Source organism: Thiohalocapsa halophila (assembly GCF_016583825.1).
GTDB lineage: Bacteria > Pseudomonadota > Gammaproteobacteria > Chromatiales > Chromatiaceae > Thiohalocapsa > Thiohalocapsa halophila.
This window is the reverse complement of sequence record NZ_NRRV01000070.1, coordinates 1-19,487: the sequence shown is the minus strand read 5'-3', so window position 1 is coordinate 19,487 and position 19,487 is coordinate 1. Positions and strand designations below refer to the sequence as shown.

The window sequence follows — 19,487 nt, the reverse complement described above, 5'->3', positions numbered from 1 at the left end:
TCCAAATCGACACCGAAATCGTTATCCCTATCGGGATCGGGATCGGGATCGGGATCGGGATCGGGATCGGGATCGCTATCGGGATCGAAACGGCAATACTCGTTGTCGTAACCGTCGTCGCAATCGACTTGAACGACGCCGGAGACAACCCAGGAGCACCGAAAACCGGCCAAGCTCCGCATTCACGCCGGCGCATCACTCCAACGACGCCGCCGCGGCCATGGCATTGAGATGGCGGTGCCAGCCGGCGGCCTGCTGGGCGTGCGCACAGGCCCGTGCCCGGCGCAGCCAGTCGCGCGCCTCGCTCTCCCGGCCCAGGTGCTCCTGGAGCCGGGCCATGACCCGGTAGACCTCCGCTTCCTCCACCTGGGTGCCGACGCGCTCGATGTTGGCGACGGCCTCCGTGAGCGCTGCCCCGGCGGCTTCGGCATCGCCCGCGTCCAGCGCCGAGTCCGCCAGCAGCGCCAGAAACCAGGCCCGGGAGACGCCGTGGCCGATGGCCTGACCGAAGTCCAGCCCCTGGCGCTGGACGTCCAGCCCGGCGGCATGCTCGCCGCGGGCGACGAGCGCCCAGCCGAGCAGCCCCTGGGCCATGCACTGCACCGCCGGAAAGCCCTGGCGCTGCGACAGGCTCACGGCCTCCTGCGCCAGGCGCTCCGTGCCCGCCGCATCGCGCTCCTTCTGCCGCACCCTGGCCGCGAACACCAGCCCCAGCGCCAGGCTGTAGGGATGCCCCAGGTCCCGGGCCCAGCCTAACGCCTGCTCGGCCATGGCGTTCGCCGGCGCCGACTCGCCCAGGCACCAGAGGGTGTTGGCCAGATACACGCCGGCGGCCACCCGCGGGTCCTGGCCGAAGGTATAGGCGTGGTGGCCGTGGCGCTCGGGGTCATAGTGGTCCACCACATGACGCAGGTGGCCCGCGGCTTTCTCGAGCTCCGCCATGTGGAAGGTGGTGGAGCCGAGCACCACGTGGGTCTCCAGGATCAGGTCCGGGTCGCCCGAGGCGGCGCCGACGGCGAAGAGCTGCTCGCCCATGCGCCGGCATTCGGCCAGCTCGAAGCGGGCCGCGTAGTGGATCCAGAGCCCGAACAGCGCCGGCACCAGCAGCGGCGTCTCGCCCACCTGGGAGCAGAGCTCGCCGGCGCGCTCGTAGGCCCGCTGCACCTCCTGCGCGGTGTAGCCGCGGGCCATCATCAGCGCCGGGCCCAGGCTCGCATAGAGGCCGAGCTCCAGCTGATTGCGCTCCAGGGACGCCGGCAGGCGCTCCACCATGGGTAGGGCCCGATTCAAGTAGGCGATGGCCTCCTCGTTGGCGGAGCGCTGCAGGGCCCGCTCGCCGGCGCGCTGCCAGTAGGTCGCCGCCCGGTCCGGCTGATCCGCACCGGCGTGGTGATGGGCGAGCAGCTCGGGCTCGCCGGTGACCACGTCCGGGAGCTCCGCCTCCAGCACCGCCGCGACCCGTTGGTGCAGCGCCCGGCGCCGGCGCCGCAGCAGGCTGTTGTAGGCGGCGTCCTGCACCAGCGCGTGCTTGAAGCTGTATTGCCGGTGGTCCTCGCCGCCGCTGGCGAAGACCAGCTCCGCCTCGGCGAGGCGCCCGAGGCCCGGCGCCAGCTCGGCTGGGTCGCGCGCCAGCACCCGGGCGAGCAGGGTATGACTGAACTGCCGGCCGATGACTGCCCCCACCTGCGCCAGCTCCCGGGTGTCCGGCAAGCGATCCAGGCGCGCCATCAGCGAGTCCCGCAGGGTGTCGGGAATCGCCAGCGCGGCGTCGCCGCCGGCGGCGGCGAGCTCGCCGTTGCGCTCCGCGAGGGCGCCGCTCTCCAGCAGGTTTTTGGTGAGCTCCTCGACGAACAGGGGCACGCCGTCGGCCTTGGCATGGATGCGCTGATAGAGCGCCGGCGCCAGCGGCTTGCCGGCCAGCCCCACCATGACCCGGGCCGTATCGCCGGGCGACAGCCGCGCCAGCTCCAGCACGCGGGCGGCGGGATGGGCCCCATCCGGCGCGAACAGGGGCTCGAACGGCGGCTCGCGCTGCTCGGGCCGAGCCGTCAGCACCACGAGCAGGGGCAGCTCCGCCAGCATGTCCGCGACCTTGCCCAGCAGCTCCAGCGTCGTCGGGTCCACCCAGTGCAGGTCTTCCAGCACCAGCAGCACGGGCGCGCGCTCGGCCACCCGCCGCAGGCGCTCCAGCAGCACGCGCAGGGTCTCGGCCCGGCGCAGCTGCGGCGTCAGCTCGAGGCTGGGCCAGCGGTCCGTGGGCAGGGAGAGCACGTCGGCGAAGAGCGGCAGCACCGCCGGGTGGTCCTGGCCGGTTTCGGCCAGCAGGCGCGTCAGCTTGTCCAGGCGCGTGTCGGTGTCGTCGTGGCGGTGGAAGCCTGCGGAGCGCTCCAGCTGAGCGATCAGCGGGTACAGGGCCGTGCTGCTGAAATAGGGGGAGCCATAGAGCCGCAGCGCCACGTGCGGGCGCTGGGCCACCGCCGCGCGCAGCGCCTGCACGAGCCGCGACTTGCCGATGCCGGCCTCGCCGCGCAGCAGCACCAGGCTGCCGCGGCCGGCCTCGCACTGCTGCCACAGGGACAGGAGCTCGCTGAGCTCAGCGTCGCGGCCGATCATCGCCGGCCCCTCGCCCGCCTCGCCGCCCGCCTCGCCGCCGGGGTTGTCGAGCTGGCGTCGGGCCTCGAAGCGGCTGTCCACCTGCCGCTCCCCCAGCGGCTGCCAGGCCGGCACCGGCGCGTCGAAGCCCTTGAGCACCTGCGGCCCCAGATCCCGCCAGTCGAAGAGCCCGCCGGTGAGCCTGCGGGTGCTGTCGGCGACGACGACAGCGCCCGGCGCCGCCAGGGATTGCAGCCGCGCCGCGAGGCTCGGCGTCTCCCCAACCACCGAGCGCTCCCGGGCGGTGCCGAGGCCGATGAGCCGGCCCACCACCACCGGGCCGGTGGCGATGCCGACGCGCGCCTGCACGCGAACGCCGTGGATATCCGGCTGTGCGCCCAGGCGCCGCATCAGGTCCAGGGCCGTGTGCACGGCGCGCTCGGCATCCTGCTCGCTGGCCTTGGGATAGCCGAAGTAGACCATGACGCCGTCGCCGAGATAATTGGCCACATGGCCGCCGAAGCGCTCGATGGCGGCGCCGCAGCAGCTGCGGTAGGCGTCGAGCACGTCCTGCAAGTCCTCGGCGTCCAGGCGCCGGCCGAGGGCCGTGTAGCCGACGAGATCCGAGAACAGCACGGTCAACAGCCGCCGCTCGGCGTCGTCGGCCGCCGGTGCCACGGCGGCCGGGGGCGCCGCGCGCAGGCCGTCGATGCCCTGCAACAGCCGCTTGCGGTGGCCCAGCGGGATGGCCAGCTCGCGCAGGTCGGCCTCGCCCAGCTCCGGCAGCAGCTCCCAGTCGATGCGCTCACGGGCGAAGACGTCGGCGAGCTCACTCAGTCCGAGCTCATCGAGCCAATGGTTGACGCGCTCATCGCGCTCGGGCGGAAAGGTCATGGTGGGCCTTACGGGTGTCCTCGCAGCGACAGACCTGGCCCAAGGATCGCATGGATTCCCGCCCATGACGACGTTTTGCGCCGTCAGGCTCTTGCTATCAGGGTGGCTGCGGCGCTGGTCGGCCCGCAAGCCATGACGCGAGCTGCGCCGCCGGCATGGGGCGGCCGAGGAGGAAGCCCTGCCCGTATTCGCAGCCCAGGGCCCGCAGGAAGGTCAACTGCTCGGCGCTGTCGATGCCTTCGGCGATGACGCTGATGCCGAGCGCACGCGCCATGGCCAGCACGGCGGTGGTGATGGCGCGGTCGTTGGCTTCCGCCGGCAGCGACTGCACGAAAGACTGATCCACTTTCAGGCTGTCCACGGGCACCTGCTTGAGATAGGCCATGGACGACCAGCCGGTACCGAAATCGTCCACGGCCAGACCGACGCCCAGGTGGCCCAGACGCTCCAGGGCGGCGTGATCCGGGCGCCCGTTTTGCATCAGCGTGGTTTCGCTGAGCTCCAGCTTGAGCCGTGCCGGGGTGACGCCCTTGGTGAGTAGCAGCCCATGGAGGCTGCGCGCGAACGCTGCCGAGCGCAGCTGGCGGGCGGACACATTGATGCTGATCCACTGCAGTGGTGTCGCCGCCAGGGTGTCGACCAGGTCGGCTCCCGCGAGCCGCAGCACTCGCTCGCCCAAGGCTGCGCTCAGGCCCGTCGCCTCGGCCACGCCGATGAAGGCCTCCGGCAATACCAGTCCGCGCTGCGGGTGCTGCCAACGCACCAGCGCCTCCGCGCCCACCACCGTCATATCCGCGAGGCGCAGCACCGGCTGGTAGAACAGCGTCAGCTCATCCTCGGCGAGGGCAGCGCGGAGCTCCTGCTCCGTTTGCACCCGTGCGGACAACGACCGATGCATGTCCTCGCTGAACACCCGATACTGTCCGCGGCCGGCGCTCTTGGCGCTGTACATAGCCAGGTCCGCATTGCGCAGCAGCTGATCCGCGTCGGCACCATCTCGGGGCATCAGCGCGATTCCGATACTCGCCCCCAGGGGGCGCTGCAAGCCCGGCAGCTCCACGGGCCGCTCCAGCAGGCTGAGTACCTTGGCGGCCACCGCCTCGGCGTCCTCCGCCTGCCGCAGACCCGGCAAGAGCACCGCGAACTCATCCCCGCCGAGCCGGGCCAGGGTGTCGCCATCGCGCAGGCCGTCGCCGAGTCGCTGCGCCACCTGACACAGGACCCGGTCCCCCACCTCATGGCCCAGGGTGTCGTTGATTTCCTTGAAGCCGTCGAGGTCCAGGAAGAGCAAAGCCGCAGGGGGCGCACCGTCGCGGGCCGCCGTCACCGCCGCCGTCAGCCGCTCCGCGAACAGCCGGCGGTTGGCGAGTCCGGTGAGCCCGTCGTAGCGCGAGAGCTTCTCCGCCCGTTCATGGGCTTCCTTGAGGGCCGTCACGTCCTCGCTTACGCCGACGTAGCGATGGATGCCGCCGGCGGCGTCCTTGATCGGCGCGATGGTGAGCAGCGTCCAGTAAAGGGAGCCGTCCTTGCGCCGATTGTGGACCTCACCACGCCAGACATCGCCGGCGGCTATGCTGCGCCAGAGCTTGGCAGACACCGCAGGCGACATATCCCCGGCACCCAGCATGCTGGGATTGCGGCCGTGGACCTCATCGGGGGTATAGCCCGTGAGCCGGGTGAACTGCGGGTTCACGTATTCGATGCGCCCATCGGCGTCGGTGATCATGACCGCGCTGCCGCTGTGCTCCATGGCGCGCGAGAGCTTTTCCAAGGAGGCCTGGACGCGCTTGCGCTCGGACAGATCCGTGACGAAGGCGAAGCAGCCACGCGCCCCCAGCTGATCCGGCAGTGTCGCGAGCACCAGCTGCACCGGCACCGAGCCGCCGGCGCCGTGGCGCATGCTCATCTCCAGTGCCGGCACCGGTTCCTGCGCCGCCGCGTCCAGGCGGGCGCGAAAGCCCGCTTGCTCGCAGGGGTCCAGCAATTCGGCGGCATCGCGGCCGATCAGCGACTCGCGGCTGTGGCCGAGCATGTCGCACAGCGCGGCGTTCAACTCCCGGATCTCGCCGTTGGCGGCGAGCAGCAGGAACCCGGCGGGGCTGTGCTCGATGAGGGTGCGGTAGGTGCGCTCGCTCTCGCGCGCGGCATCGTCACCGGCCGCTTGCGCAGCCGGTGGGCGGGCCTCTGCCAGGACGAGCAGACGGCCGTCGTCGAGGCGCACGCCGGAGCAGGTGCACTCCAGGGTCTGTGGGCGACCGCCGGGATAGCAGGTCCATTGCTCCAGCAGCGGCTCGCCGGCGCGAAAACGGCGCAGATGATCGCGCAGACGCGCGGCGGTGACGTCGGACATGTCGGCGGCGAAGTCGCGAGCGAGCAGCTCGTCCAGATCGGCGGCATTCCATAGGGTCAGGGCCGCCCGATTGGCCCACCACATGCGCCGGCGCTGGGTGTCGAACACCCACACCGGCGTAGTCAACAAATCCAAGACCGCCAAATCGCTCTGCGTGAGCCCGCCGGACCCGCAGGCGCACGATGCCGTTAGCTCATCCTCTCCCATTGGCGTCATGGCTCCATGTCAAGCAGACGAATCGGACCTTTACAGGTTACCGGCGCAGCCAGCGGGCCGACCTCGCCGAGAACGACCGCCGGGCAGCGGCGAGCCCCCGCTCGTCACACCCAGGGCGAGTCCTGGCTCACCGACAGTCGTGAGCATACCGTGGACTGCGCCTTATGGCCATGGTCCGTGGACAAGGCGGGCCAATTTGTCCGCTACTGTGTTGGGCTGTCGCCGCTTGACAGTGGTGGCGGGAGGGGAACCGCCGGCAAATCCGGCGGGCGGCGCGCGGCGGCGGTTTGCTCGAAGGCACGGCCGAGGGCGAGCAGATGTGCCTCGGAGAAGGGCCTGCCGACAAGCGAGAGTCCGAGGGGTAGGCCGGCATCGGTCCAGCCCATGGGCAGGGTCAGCTCCGGCAGGCCGGCGACCGACGCGAGGTAGGCGGGTTGGAGCGGATCATCCGCATCGCAGTCGTAGCTGCTGTCGTAGTCGTGCAGCAGCGAGGAGGCCGGGCAGAGCATGGTGGGCAGCACCAAGGCATCCAGCTCGCCGTCGGCGAAGACCTTGGCGACGGCGGCCCGCGCCGCCGGGAGCCGGCTGGAGAGGATATGCAAATAATGCAGATCGGCGAGTCCCGGACTGCGCAAGGCCGCACGATAGGCACCGAGGCGCGCTGGCTGCACGGGCGTCGGCGAGCCGGCGATGAGCGGCGACTCGCTCATGCGCAAGAGCTCCGCCAGGCTGTGCGGCATGCCTTGCTCAGTGTGCAGCAGATAGGCGTTCACCTGATCCCGAAACTCGGTCTCGATGAGCCGATCCAGAATATCCCTGCCCGCGTTCAGAACGCTGTCGGGCAGGGTCACGTCCACCAGCACCGCGCCCTGAGCGCGCAGCAGCTCCTGCGCGCCGGCGAAGACGCGGTCCACCTCGCGGTTGCCGCCGCGATAGTCCTCCGCGACGCCCAATCTGACCCCTTCCAGCGTGGCCTCCGCGAGCCCCTCGGCGTAGTGCTCAGGGCGCTCGGGCGGGTCGGCGGTGCGCGGGTCTGCGGCATCCTCGACAGCGATGGCCTCCAGGGCCAGTGCCAGATCGGGGACACTGCGCGCGAGCAGGCCGGTGACTTCGACGCTGAGCGCCGTCGGCACGACTCCCGCCCGACTGGTGAGTCCGAGGCTGGGCCTGAGGCCGGCCACAGCCGACACGGCGGCGGGGCCGCGCAGGCCGCCGATGCTGTCCGTGCCCACCGCCAGCATGCCCAGGCTCGCCGCGACGGCGACGCCGTCACCCGCGAGCGACGGTGCGCGGCGGGCGTTGTACGGGTTGCGGGTCTGGCCGCCGGCGGAGCTATAGCCGGGTCGGCCGACGGCGAGACCGAGCTCGCTCAGATTCGCCTTGGCGAGAATCACCGCACCGGCCGCCCGCAATCGCGCCACCACGAAGGCATCGCGCAGGGGCTCGTGGCCGCGCAGCGTGGCCGAGCCCGCCGTGGTAGGCAGCTCAAGGGTATCCAGGTCGTCCCGAACGATGACGGGAATGCCGTGCAACGGCCCGCGCGCCCCGGATTCGGCGCGCTCTGCGTCCAGCGCGGCGGCGTCCTCGGCGGCGTGGGCGTTGACGGCGATGAGGCTGTTGAGCTGCGGCCCGACCCGATCCAGGGCCTCGATGCGTGCGAGATAGGCGCGGGTCAGGGTCTCCGCGGTGAGCTCGCCCGCGGCGAAGGCCGCCTGCACCTCGGCGATGTCCGCCTCCATGAGGTCGAGCGCCGCCTGCGGGGGCCCGGGCGCAGCCGGGTCGGGCGGCGCGGCGGACAGCGTCCCCAAAACAGCGCCCAGACAGACGCCGGCGCAGAGCGTCGACGCCCAGCGTTGCAGGGCCGCACGCGCTTTTCTCATTCTTCGACTCCCCTAGCCCGCGCCGGAGAATACCCGAAGGCGTCGGCGGCGGGTACCGCCGGCCCAGCGCGGCACAGCGCCCGCGGCCGTCAGCCCTGCGGCAACAGGTCTTGCAGAGAGAAACCCTCGGGCGGGATCAGCACCGGCCCCAGCTGGTGCAGCATCAGCACCGCCAGCGCCAGCAGGAAGGCGAAGCGCAGCACCCAGTGCAGCTGGTGATTGAGCCAGGCAGCGCGCTCGGAGTTGCCCTCGTCGAGCGCGATAATGGACTGTAAGTAGATCCCGAATTGGGCAATGATGAAAATCAGCGTGAAGACTGCGGCGAGCACGGCCGCAGCGCTGCTGTGCAGCGGCAGCGGCCCATCCACCCGCAGCAGATCGTAGAGGGCCGTAAGCCACAGCACCCCGAGACCGAGCCAGCCCCACAGAAACAGGCGTCCGAAGCTCGCCTTGCGCAGCGCCAGGCGCGCGCGCGCCGATTTCAGCCGCGCGATGGCCGGCAGTTGCACGAACAACAGGAAGAACAAGCTGCCGAGCAGCACCACATTGGCGACTTCGCGCACGGCAACCACGGCGGCGTACAGCAAATTGGCGGTCATGGCGGCGTCATGTGGGTTACACGACCTTAGATAAGAGCTTAACAGCTGGCCCGACCACAGGCCTGCGTTAAGCGACGGTAACGCCCGTTCAGCCGCCGGCTGCGCCGGGCGCTGGGCTCATCGGCTGCGGGCTCACCGCCAGTGCATCAGATCGTCGCCGCCAGCAGCCCGAGCCTCGCTTGCGGCCAGGGTAGCGGCAGCCGCACCCGCCAGCCGTCGCCAGGGGCCGTGCGCAAAGGGGCGCCGTCCGGCCCGAGCATCGCTTCCAGGCGCCAGCGCCGCAGACCCCCGGGCGTGATCAGCTCCAGCTCGTCGCCCACGGCGAACCGATTCTTAACGGCCACCTGCACCAGGCCGGTCTCCGTATCCGGCCCGATCACTTCGCCGACGAAGATGCGGCGGTGGCTGCGCGAGGCACCGTCGCTGTAGTTTTGCGCCGCCGACCCCGCCTGACGGCGATAGAAGCCGTCCGTGTAACCGCGGTTGGCGAGGCCCTCCAGCTCATCCATCAGCGCATGGCGGAAGGGCCGCCCGGCAGCGGCATCATCGATGGCCTGGCGATATACCCGCGCGGTCCGTGCCGCATAGTAGTGGGACTTGGTCCGGCCCTCGATCTTGAGACAATCGATGCCCATGGCCGCGAGCGCCGCCACATGCTGCACCGCGCGGAGATCCTTGGCATTGAGAATGTACGTGCCCTGCTCGTCCTCGAGCACGGGCATGTACTCGCACGGGCGGCGTGCCTCTTCGAGCAACCAGACCTCGTCTGCGTTGCGGTGGCGCTCCTGCGCATGCGCCCCCTCGGCGCCGAGCGCGGCGGCCGCGGACAGGGACGCGGCGCTGGGGTCCGACTCGGTCGTTCCCGGAGCTGCGGGGCTGGCGCTGTCGTCGGCGGCTGCCATCGGTTGCACCAGCCGGTATTCCCAGCGGCAGGCGTTGGTGCAGCTGCCCTGATTCGCGTCCCGATGGTTGAAATAGCCCGAGAGCAGACAGCGGCCGGAGTACGCGATGCAGACGGCGCCATGCACGAAGACTTCCAGCTCTATCTCCGGGCAGGCCGCGCGGATCTCGGCGATCTCCGCGAGCGACAGCTCCCGCGACAGGATCACCCGGGTGATGCCCTGCTGCTGCCAAAAGCGCACCGCCGCGGCATTGGTGGTATTGGCCTGCACCGACAGATGCACGGGCAGCTCGGGCCAGCGCTCGCGCACCAGCAGGATGAGCCCCGGATCGGCCATGATGAGGGCATCCGGGCTCAGCGCCACCACCGGCGCCATGTCGTCCAGGAAGGTCTTGACCTTGGCGCCGTGGGGCAGCGCATTGGCGGCGACATAGAAGCGCCGATCCTGACCGTGGGCCGTCTCGATGCCGGCACCGAGGTTGGCGAGGTCGAAGTCGTTGTTGCGCACCCGCAAGCTGTAGCGAGGCACGCCGGCGTATACGGCATCGGCCCCATAGGCCAGCGCATACTCCAGGGCCTTCAGCGTGCCGGCAGGCGCGAGCAGCTCGGGTTTGCGCGGCGTGGTCGCGGTCATGGCAGTATCAGCGCAGCTGGGACGACGGTGTTCACGGCGCGGGGGACCCGGGAAAGGACATGCAACGCAGGGCGCCTCGCACCACGCACTTCCCACCCCGCACCGCGCACTTCCCCCTCCGCACTTCCCCCTCAGCCCTTCCTCAATGCAGCTCCACGTCGAAGGTCAGGCGCTCGCTGCCGCCGATCATCTTCTCGCGCAGCACTTCCACGGGCAGCGTCTCGCCGGGGCGGCTGTCCATCAGGGCGATGCGGATGTCGGCATAGCTGTCGATGGCGCTGTCGCCCACGCTGACGATACGGTCGCCGGCTTCCACGCCGGCGGCCTTGGCACCGCTGTTTTCGCTGAAGCCGTCGATGCCGAGACCCTCACCGCCGGACTCGGTGTCGAGCATGACGCCGAGCAGGCCGGTCGCCGGCAGCTCCACCCGCTGCGGGTAGAGGATGAAGTCCGCGAGCGCCGGGTCGAAGGGGCGCATCTTGCCGCTCACCACCGTCGCCGCCGGGACGTCGATGCGCCGCGCCACGCGGTCGGGGATGCCGTGGCCGTACTCGACGTGGCCGGTCCCCGCGAGCACCACCAGGGTCTTGTCCGGATGCCCGCGGAGATACCCGGCGGCGCGCGCGGCCATACCCTCGTCCCAGAGCAGCTGCACATCCAGGAAGTGCTCGAAGTCCGCGTCGTCGTCCTTGGGGTGCATGGCGAAGACGGCCTCGACACGCTCGCGGTACGCCGGGTCGTCGCGGTCGATGTCCGCCGGAATCAGCGCCGCATGCTCCGGGATCAGGGAGTCGATGCCGCCGTCGCCGGCCTGATCCGTGATCTCTTTGGGCAGATTCAGGGCGATGAGCGGAATATCGTGCTCGCGCGCGAAGCGCAGGATGGGGCGGTAGAGCCGATAGTCGAAGCGCCAGCGCGTGAAGTACTCGGTACGCTTCAGCAGCTCCGACTCGCTGATCTCGCCGGCGACGAAGGCATCCAGCGCTGCCTGGAAGGGCTGCTGGAAGAACTCCATGCCGATGGCGAGGTCGTGCCCCTGCTCGTGCAGGCCCCGAATGATGCGCAGCTGGTTCAAGTGATCCTCGTAGCGATCATGCGACTCGCCGATGTAGATCACGCGCTTGTCGCCGAGCCGCGCCAGCAGATCGTCGATGCCGGCGACGCGGGCGGTGTCCACCACGGCGGTGGCCGTGTCGCGGATTTCGTCTTGACCGGGCAGCATGCCGGCGCTCGGGGCTTCGGTGTCCGGCGCACTCGCCGACGCCGCGGTGAAGGCCGCGGTCAGGAGCGCAGTCGTGGATAGGAAATTAAAGACGCGTTGGATCATGGCACCAGCTGTGATTGTCTGTTCGATATCTCCATTATGGGGGCGCAGCGGGCTGCCGTCCCGGGCGGGTCCCGACGCAGTGCGCCCCAGCCCGGACACGGCAAGCGGCCGTGACCACCGAATCGGCGCGGCCGCGCAACGCAGCCGCGCCGGCTCACCGCCGAAGCGACCACGGAGCGACCATGCGCCGACCCCCGAAGTTCCCCGATTTCACCCCAGCAGCGATTGCGAAAAGGTCTCCCGACGCGTCACAGCTGCTGGATGGGCCCAGGTCGTCGGCGCCGCCGCCCAAGTCCTTGCCCGGGGTTGCGCTGGTGCTCATGGTGCTGGCGGTGCTGCTGTCGACCCCGCTGCCCGGCGGGGCCGTCGAGCAACAGCCCGTCATTGGCCATCGTATCGACGCCGTGCTCGGGCCGGAGGCCGGTACCCTGCGCGCCACCGATACGCTGACGCTGCCCGCGGACACAAAGCAAGTCGTGTTCCTGCTGCACCGTGGACTGGAGCCGCGTGTGGTGGACGGCGAGGCCGTGCTCGAGCGCATCGGCCGGGACGGGCATTTTGAGCGCTTCCGGTTGACGCCTGGCGCGGGCGACACCGTCACCCTGGGTTACGGTGGACGCATCCGCCATTCGCTCACCAGCGTGCGCGAGGGCATGGGCCGCGAGCGCCAGCAGCTGGTGGGCACCATCGACGCCGACGGTGTGTTTCTCACCGGCTACACGGGCTGGTATCCCAATGTGCCCGGCGCGTTGAACCGCATGCAGCTGGACGTGCGGCTGCCGCCCGGCTGGCTCGCGGTCTCCCAGGGGGCCGGACCGGAGCGCATCGGCGACGACGGCGCCCGTATCCGCTGGACCGAGGAGCAGCCGCAGGATGAGCTCTATCTCATCGCGGCGAGGTTCAAGCTGTATCGGCAGGAGACGCCCCATGGTGAAGCCCAGGCCTATCTGCGCCTGCCGGATGCCGACCTGGCTGCACGTTACCTGGACGCAACAGCGGACTATCTCGCCCGGTACAGCGAGCTCATCGGCGAGTACCCCTACGTCAAATTCGCACTGGTGGAAAACTTCTGGGAGACGGGCTATGGCATGCCCTCCTTCACCCTGCTCGGCTCGCGGGTCATGCGCCTGCCGTTCATCCTGCACAGCTCCTACCCCCACGAGATCCTCCACAACTGGTGGGGCAACAGCGTCTATGTGGACTATGCCGCCGGCAACTGGGCCGAGGGGCTGACGGCTTACCTATCCGATCATCTCAACAAGGCGCTGGCCGGCGAGGGCGCCAGCTACCGCCGCGACCAGCTCAAGGCCTATGCGGACTATGTCCGCGACGGCAAGGACTTCCCACTGACCGAGTTCCGCGGCCGCCATGGCAGCGCTTCCCAGGCCATCGGCTACGGCAAGATGCTGATGACCCTGCACATGCTGCGGGTCATGCTCGGCGACGACACCTTCCGCAGCGGGCTGCGCCGCTTCTACCACGAGAATCGCTTTCGCACTGCGGACCTCGACGACCTGAAATTCGCCTTCGAGCTGGCGAGCAACCGCGATCTGGGAGACTTCTTCAGCGACTGGACCACCCGCACGGGCGCCGCCCAGCTCAAGCTCGGCGACGTTCAGGTCGAGCAGGCCGAAGGTGGGGGTTATCGCGTCGCCGGCAGCGTCTACCAGGTGCAGAGCACGCCGGCCTTTCCCATGCAGGTGCCGGTGGTGGTGAACTCCGAGCGCGGCACTGCGCGGCGGGTGCTCGCGTCCTTCGACGAGCGCGCCGCGCGCTTCGCGGCCAAGCTGGCATCCGCGCCGGCGCGCGTGGCCGTGGACCCGCAGTTCGAGACCTTCCGGCAGCTGCTGCCGGAGGAGTCACCGGCGTCGCTCAGCAATCTCTTCGGCGCCGAGCAGGGGCTGATGGTCCTGCCGGCGGCGGCACCGGCGCCCCAACGACGGGCCTATCGCAATCTGGCGCAAGCCTGGCAACGGGGCCACAGCGGCTGGGACATCGCCGTCGACGACGCCCTGGACGCCTTGCCGCAGGATCGTGCCGTCTGGCTCTTCGGCTGGGAGAACGCCTTCGCCGACACCGTCGCCAGCCAAGCGCCGGGACTCGAAATCGATGCCGACGCCCGTCAGCTGACCCTGGAGGGGACAGTGCACGACGATGTCAGTGCGGCGCTTGCCGTGGGCGACGCGACGCGCCCCATCGGCTGGGTGGCCGCGGCCACGCCGGCAGCGGTGCCCGGTCTGGCGCGCAAGCTGCCCCACTACGGCAAATACGGCTATCTGACCTTCAGCGGGGATGCACCGGACAATCGGGTCAAAGGGCAATGGCCTCCCGGAGATTCCGCCCTCACGCAATGGCTCACGGACGCCCGCCCGGCGCTCGAGATGCCGACGCCGAGCACCCTGGTCGAGCGGTAAGGAAGGGGCTCTGGACGCTAGCGGGTGTGCACTAGGCCGACTGGCCCACCGGCGCCGCCGACCCACGCACCCCGGTGCCGACGCCGCCGTGCAGGGCCACGGCGTATTTGACCAGCTCCGCCTGGGATACGAGCCCGAGCTTGGACATCATGCGCCGACGGTAGGTATCCACGGTCTTGGTGCTGATGCCCATGACCTCGGCCACTTCCCGCGCCCGCTTGCCTTCGGCGAGCTCTTTGAGCACCAGGCGCTCACGCCGCGACAGCAGCCGCTTCTCGGGGCCGCTCAGGATCTGCGTGGGCTCGGGCAGCCAGGTCTGACCGGCGGCGACGGCCCGCACCGCACGCGCCAGCGTGGCGACGGATTCGTCCTTGAGCACATACCCCTGCACGCCGGCCTCCACCATCTGCGACACGAAGGGCCGCTCGCCTTGCGCCGACAGCGCGATGACTCGGGTCTGAGGCAGTTGCTTGACGATGCGCATTGCCGCTTCGATGCCGTCGACGACCGGCATGCAGACATCCATGAGCACGATATGCGGCTTCCAAGCCTGTGCCAGGGTGATGGCTTCGGCGCCATCACCGGCGTAGGCGACGACCTTGATGTCCGGCTCGCTGGACAGTAGCGCCCCTAGGGACTCCCGGATCATTTTATGGTCGTCGGCGAGAACGACTTTGAGAATGGTCATGCGTGGCCTCCGGTCGCAGCGACTTGCCCACCGAACACCCGGCGCGAAGAGAGGGCGCAGACAGGGGGCGCGGACAGCGGTCGACGATTCACCCACCTTTATACCGCCATAGACCCCACAATCGTCAATGACATCTATCCGCTCATTCAATCAAGTCAGGGTGCGGGCCTAAATTGCCTAGCGCCTTGTCCATCAAACGCCGACAGCGATGCTCGGTGTCCGGCCCGGCCGGCAGGGCTCGGGCATAGGCCAGTGCCCGCCGAGGGTCCTTGGCGCGATGCTCGTAATGCTTCGCCAGTGCCTCCAGTGCGCCGGCATCGCCGTCGGCAGCGAGTGGCTCCCACAGCGACACGGCTGCGCGCCAATCGCCAGCCCGCAGGTGCAGTCGCGCCAGCAGGTGCCGCGCCGGCGCGTCCAGTGCCGGCGCAGCGGCCAGCAGCTGCCGGGCGCCGGCACTGTCCCCCGCCGCGAGCCACCAGCGGGCGATGCGCAGCACGTCACCGCCGTGGGCGGCCGGAGTCCGGTGCGCCGCGGCCAGGCGCGCCGGCAGCGCCGCGACGGAGAGCAGATCCACGCGGTTGTGCGCCAGCACCGCCCCCAGGCGGCGGCCGTCGCCGCGGCGCAGCCAGTCCAGCCAAGCCGCCGGCGCCTCGGCGCCGGGCAGGTCGTCGGCACGCTCATGGCCGAGCAGGAAGCGCTCGACACTGGCCAGGCGGCAATCGGGCCAGACCCCGGCGAACGCCCGCCGCACCGGGTGCAGCAGGTCCAGATGGAGCAGATCGGAGGCCGTATCGGCGAGCCGCGCCAAACGCAGCCGGGCGGCGAGCAAGGGCACATCGAAGGTCTTGCCGTTGTAGCTGAGCAGCAGCTCGGCCGCCGCGAGGTCCGTGTTGAGCTGCGCCAGCAGGTCCGCCTCCGCGTCGAGGCGCGTTAGCAGGTACTGCACCAGCTCCAGGCGGTCCGTGCGCCAGCGCGCGAGCCCGACGACGAAGACCCAGGTGCCGGTGCCGCCGGCGAGGCCGCTGGTCTCGGTGTCCAGCGCGACCCAGCCCGCCGGGTCCGCGGGGGCATCCGGCTGTAGCAGAGTCACTGCAGCCGGGTCCGGGTGCAGCGCGCACCGCCCGTGCGCCAGGGCGAGTGGACGGCTGTGGGTCACCCGCAGCACGCCGGGGGCGAGGCGCTCGGCGCCGAGCGCGGCGGCCAGGGCCGCCTCGTCGTGCGCCCGGTCCGGTGTGGCCGCAGCCGTCGGTGGTCGGGCCGACGCCGGCGCCGGCTCGGGATCAGGCTCGGGCGCGTTGGCGCGGGCCGCCCCCAAGCGTTTCAGCCGCTCGGTCAGGCTCGGCCGGGTGCGGCTCGCCTCGGTGGGCGCGCCCGCGCCCGGAGCAGCCTCGCCACGCACCCGCCGCAGTCGCTCACGCAGGCTGCTCATGCGTCGCTCCGCCGCTGTGGCGACGACCCTGCGGCGACCAGGGCCTCACTGCCCGCCCCGTCGCCGTGGTCGCCGGCGGCCCCGCCCGCGAAGAGCGCCAGCACCGACAGCGCCAGGGCGTTGGGCGGCAGTACCCGCTGCTCGTCCCCCGGCAGAATCGGCCCCACGCAGGCCGGACAGCCGCCGGTGCAGGCGCAGTCCCGCACCAGGGCCAGGGCATCGGCGACCAGCACCGCCGCCGCATCGAACAGCGGCGCCGAGAGGCCGACACCGCCCGGGTAGTTGTCGTAGAGAAAGAGCGTCGGCTCGAAACCGCCCGCCGGCGGCTCGTCCAGGGGCTGGTTGTCCGGCCCGCGCAACTGCCCGCGACCGTCCGCCCCGACCGTGGCGAACCAGCGCCCCTGCCCGTCGCCGACGGCACGGCCGAGGTCCTGCACCTCAGCCATGGCCCGCAGCGCCGCGACATGGTGCAGGGCGTAGGCGGCGCCGAGGAAGCCCTCCACCAACCGCTCGCGGCTGCCGAAGGTGGCGGCGACGGCCTGCGCCAGCACCCGCGGGTGCAGCTGCCACCAGACCGCGGTGGTGTGCATCTCCTGGTCCGGCAGGTCGATGTTGCCGTAGCCGATGTTGTCGTGACTGTAGTAACGGATCTTCTTGTAGCCCGGATAACGGCGCACGAGATGCACCTCGCCGTGCGCGACGGCCGCGGTGGCCTCGGCGCCGGAGCCGGTCTCACTATCGCTGTCGCTGCCGGGATCGGTATCGGTATCGGTATCGGTATCGAAATGACGACGGTCGGCAGCCGCCCCGCGCTGCCCCGCCACCATCCCGCGCCGGTCGAATTCCGCCAGGATCTTGAGCTTGGTGTAGTCGATGGCGTCGGTGTAGTAATCCGCCCGGGTCTTGGTGACATAGGCCTTGCGGCCGGTCCAGTCCAGCTTCTCCACCTGATACGGCTGGGACTGCACCATGTAGATGGCGCCCTCGTAGACGGTGCCGGGGGCGCCCGAATAGTCCACCTCGGCGATGATGGTCTGCTTGCCGTCGGTGGTGTCGATGACCACGAAGTTGCCCTCGGCCACCGAGCGCAGGGACACGGCGTTGGCCGGATAGCTGTCCGCCACCCAGAACCATTGCGGCCCCTGGCGCTGCAGCAGCCCCTCATCGCGCAGGTAGCCGAGCATCTCGCCCAAGTCCTCCGTGCAGTCGCCGAAGCCCTCGCCATCGCGGAAGGGCAGCTCGAAGGCCGCGCAGCGCACATGGTCCATCAGGATCAGGAGCTGGTCCGGGTGGATGCGCGCGTGCTCCGGCGAGCTGCCGAGGAAGAACTCGGGGTGGCGCACCATGTACTGATCCAGCGGATCGCTGGTGGCCACCAGCACGCCCAGGCTGGGCCGGTTGCGCCGCCCGGCCCGGCCGAGCCGCTGCCAGGTGGCGGCGATGGTGCCCGGGTAGCCGTTCAGCACGGCCACGTCCAGGGCGCCGATGTCCACGCCCAGCTCCAGCGCCGAGGTACTCACCACGCAGTCCACCCGCCCCGCCCGCAGCGCCCGCTCGCCGCTGCGGCGCTCGCTCGGCAGGTAGCCGCCGCGGTAGGCCAGCACCCGCGGCGGGCGGCGCGGGTCGCGGTCGAAGACGTCCTTCAGGTACTTGGTGATCACCTCCACCATCAGCCGCGAGCGGGCGAAGACGATGTTCTTGAGCCCCTGCCGGGTGGCCGCCCGGGCGATGCGCGTGGTCTGCGAGCGCGCCGAGGCACGGATGCCGAGATCCGGGTCGATGACCAGCGGGTTCCAGAGCAGCAATTGCCGCTCGCCCCGGGGCGCGCCGCTGTCGGTGACCGCATGCACCCGCTCGCCGATCAGCCGCCCCGCCAGCTCCGCCGGATTGGCGATGGTGGCGGACGCGAAGATGAACACCGGCTTGGCCCCATAGAACCGGCAGATGCGCAGCAGTCGCCGGAAGACATTGGCCACATGGCTGCCGAACACGCCGCGGTAGCCGTGCAGCTCGTCCACCACGACGAACTGCAGCGACTCGAAGAACTGCGCCCACTTGGTGTGATGCGGCAGGATCGCCTGGTGCAGCATGTCCGGGTTCGACAGCACGATGTCGCCGCGGGTGCGCACCGCCTTGCGGGCATCCCCCGGTGTGTCGCCGTCGAAGGTGAACGCCTTGATACCCAAGGACCCCCGGCGAGTCACGCAATCGCCCTGACGGCAGCGGTCGGAATCGAGATCGAAATCGGGATCGGGATCGGGATCGCTGTCGGTATCGCTGTCGAAACCAGCTCCCCCACCCCCTTTGCGCCGTTGTCCACCGCCATCATCCGAGCGAGCATCCGAGCGAGCGATCGATTGCGACCCCGATCCCGACGGCGATATCCCTCCCGATTGCTGCGCAGCCCGCTCCATCCCCGCCAACGCCTGATTCAGCTCCGACAGCTCCGCCACCTGATCCTGCGCCAGCGCCTTGGTGGGAAACAGATACAACGCCTTCGCCTGCCGCGACAGCACCGCATCCAGCACCGGCAGGTTGTAGCAGAGCGTCTTACCCGAAGCCGTCGGCGTCGCCACCACCAGATGCTCCCCCGCCTGCACCCGCTCCCAGGCCTCACGCTGGTGGGCATACAGCCGCGTCAGCCCCCGCGCCGCCAGCGCCGCCCGCAGCCTTGGGTGCAGCCCCTCCGGCAGCTCGGCAAAGCGCGCGGCCTGCGCCGGCATCGCCAGCTCGCCGGTGATGCGCGCGCCGTATTTGCGCTTGAGCCCCCCGAGCAGGCGGTGGACGCGGTCCTCCTGCGGCGTGGTGGAGGCGCCCTCACCGACGACTGCCGGTCCAGCGGGCGGCGCCGGATCGAGCCCAGAGGGACCAGGACGGGCAGACGAATCATCGAAGACAGCAGACATGGCAGGCTCCGGGTGGGTTTCCCGGAGCCTACCGCAGCACAGGCTCAGCCCGTGAGCCTGTGCCGCGATGGGCTTGCGCCAGCGCAGCCTGAGCCGGCCCCTGGACATGGCTCGCGCAGCACGGCCGAGCTCGCGAGCCCGCCCCCGGGTACGCCGACTTCAGTCGCCCCCCCGGGGACAGGCGGACTCAAGTCCGCCGCCGGCAAGTAATCGCGGGATCTCAGGGTTTCCGCAGCGCTGCACTGGAGCCTCCCCACGGGCCCCCGAATCGTTGGAATCCGCACGCCAAAGCCAGAAGCCGCGGCAACAGCCCCACCCCATCAAGGCACCGGCGCAGCGAGACCGACGATCCGCTCACACCAACCCATCCACCGGGCTGCGCACCGGCAGCACGCCCGGTCGATTCATCACGTGCGTATAGATCATGGTCGTGGACACATCGTTGTGCCCGAGCAGCTCCTGCACGGTGCGGATGTCGTAGCCGTGCTCCATGAGCCGCATGCCGGTGCCGTCCACTTAGGTGATTTCCGCTTTGGAATATACCGATATGTGAGATACTTCGCGCAGTTTCTCAGATATCGATCCAAAGCCCATGATTCCGGATTCCAGCAGCATCCCGGTCAGCAACCTGAGTGCCGAGCACATCGAAGATATCAA

The 19,487-nt window shown here is 70.2% G+C and carries 10 protein-coding genes and 1 pseudogene; 1 reads left to right on the top strand and 10 read right to left on the bottom strand.

Annotation, left to right across the window (positions count from 1 at the left end):
* Positions 1-195: 195 nt before the first annotated feature.
* From CKO31_RS21290 to CKO31_RS21265, 6 genes are all read right to left on the bottom strand, one after another.
* Positions 196-3,486, bottom strand: a complete 3,291-nt coding sequence (locus tag CKO31_RS21290; protein ID WP_200241196.1) for an AAA family ATPase — start codon at positions 3,484-3,486, stop codon at positions 196-198.
* Between the two features lie 97 nt (positions 3,487-3,583).
* Positions 3,584-5,980: a sensor domain-containing protein gene (locus tag CKO31_RS21285; RefSeq protein WP_200241194.1), complete on the bottom strand. Its 2,397-nt coding sequence runs from the start codon at positions 5,978-5,980 to the stop codon at positions 3,584-3,586.
* A 275-nt stretch (positions 5,981-6,255) separates the two neighbouring features.
* Entirely contained in the window at positions 6,256-7,932 is a 1,677-nt protein-coding gene (locus tag CKO31_RS21280; protein WP_200241192.1) for an amidase family protein, read from the bottom strand.
* Positions 7,933-8,021: 89 nt separating this feature from the next.
* Positions 8,022-8,531, bottom strand: coding sequence for a hypothetical protein (locus CKO31_RS21275; protein ID WP_200241190.1), 510 nt, complete (start codon positions 8,529-8,531; stop codon positions 8,022-8,024).
* A 146-nt stretch (positions 8,532-8,677) separates the two neighbouring features.
* A complete protein-coding gene (trhP, locus tag CKO31_RS21270) occupies positions 8,678-10,066 on the bottom strand; it encodes a prephenate-dependent tRNA uridine(34) hydroxylase TrhP (RefSeq protein WP_200241188.1) in 1,389 nt (462 codons plus the stop codon).
* 142 nt (positions 10,067-10,208) lie between these two features.
* Positions 10,209-11,393, bottom strand: a complete 1,185-nt coding sequence (locus CKO31_RS21265; RefSeq protein WP_200241187.1) for a ChaN family lipoprotein — start codon at positions 11,391-11,393, stop codon at positions 10,209-10,211.
* Between the two features lie 182 nt (positions 11,394-11,575).
* Between CKO31_RS21265 and CKO31_RS21260 the strand changes: the two genes are divergently transcribed.
* Positions 11,576-13,807: a M1 family metallopeptidase gene (locus CKO31_RS21260; RefSeq protein WP_242475558.1), complete on the top strand. Its 2,232-nt coding sequence runs from the start codon at positions 11,576-11,578 to the stop codon at positions 13,805-13,807.
* 31 nt (positions 13,808-13,838) lie between these two features.
* Here the strand turns inward: CKO31_RS21260 and CKO31_RS21255 are convergent, their stop codons facing one another.
* The 4 genes and pseudogenes from CKO31_RS21255 to CKO31_RS21235 form a co-directional block, all read right to left on the bottom strand.
* Positions 13,839-14,495 (bottom strand): response regulator transcription factor, encoded by a 657-nt coding sequence (locus tag CKO31_RS21255; RefSeq protein ID WP_200241185.1) that lies wholly within the window; start codon positions 14,493-14,495, stop codon positions 13,839-13,841.
* A 142-nt stretch (positions 14,496-14,637) separates the two neighbouring features.
* Entirely contained in the window at positions 14,638-15,924 is a 1,287-nt protein-coding gene (locus tag CKO31_RS21250) for a ribonuclease H-like domain-containing protein (RefSeq protein ID WP_200241183.1), read from the bottom strand.
* Positions 15,921-18,830, bottom strand: coding sequence for a DEAD/DEAH box helicase (locus CKO31_RS21245; protein WP_242475557.1), 2,910 nt, complete (start codon positions 18,828-18,830; stop codon positions 15,921-15,923). Before CKO31_RS21245 ends, CKO31_RS21250 begins: the two co-directional genes overlap by 4 nt.
* Positions 18,831-19,184: 354 nt before the next feature.
* Positions 19,185-19,325: pseudogene (locus CKO31_RS21235) on the bottom strand (tyrosine-type recombinase/integrase); the annotation flags it as partial.
* Positions 19,326-19,487 lie beyond the last annotated feature (162 nt).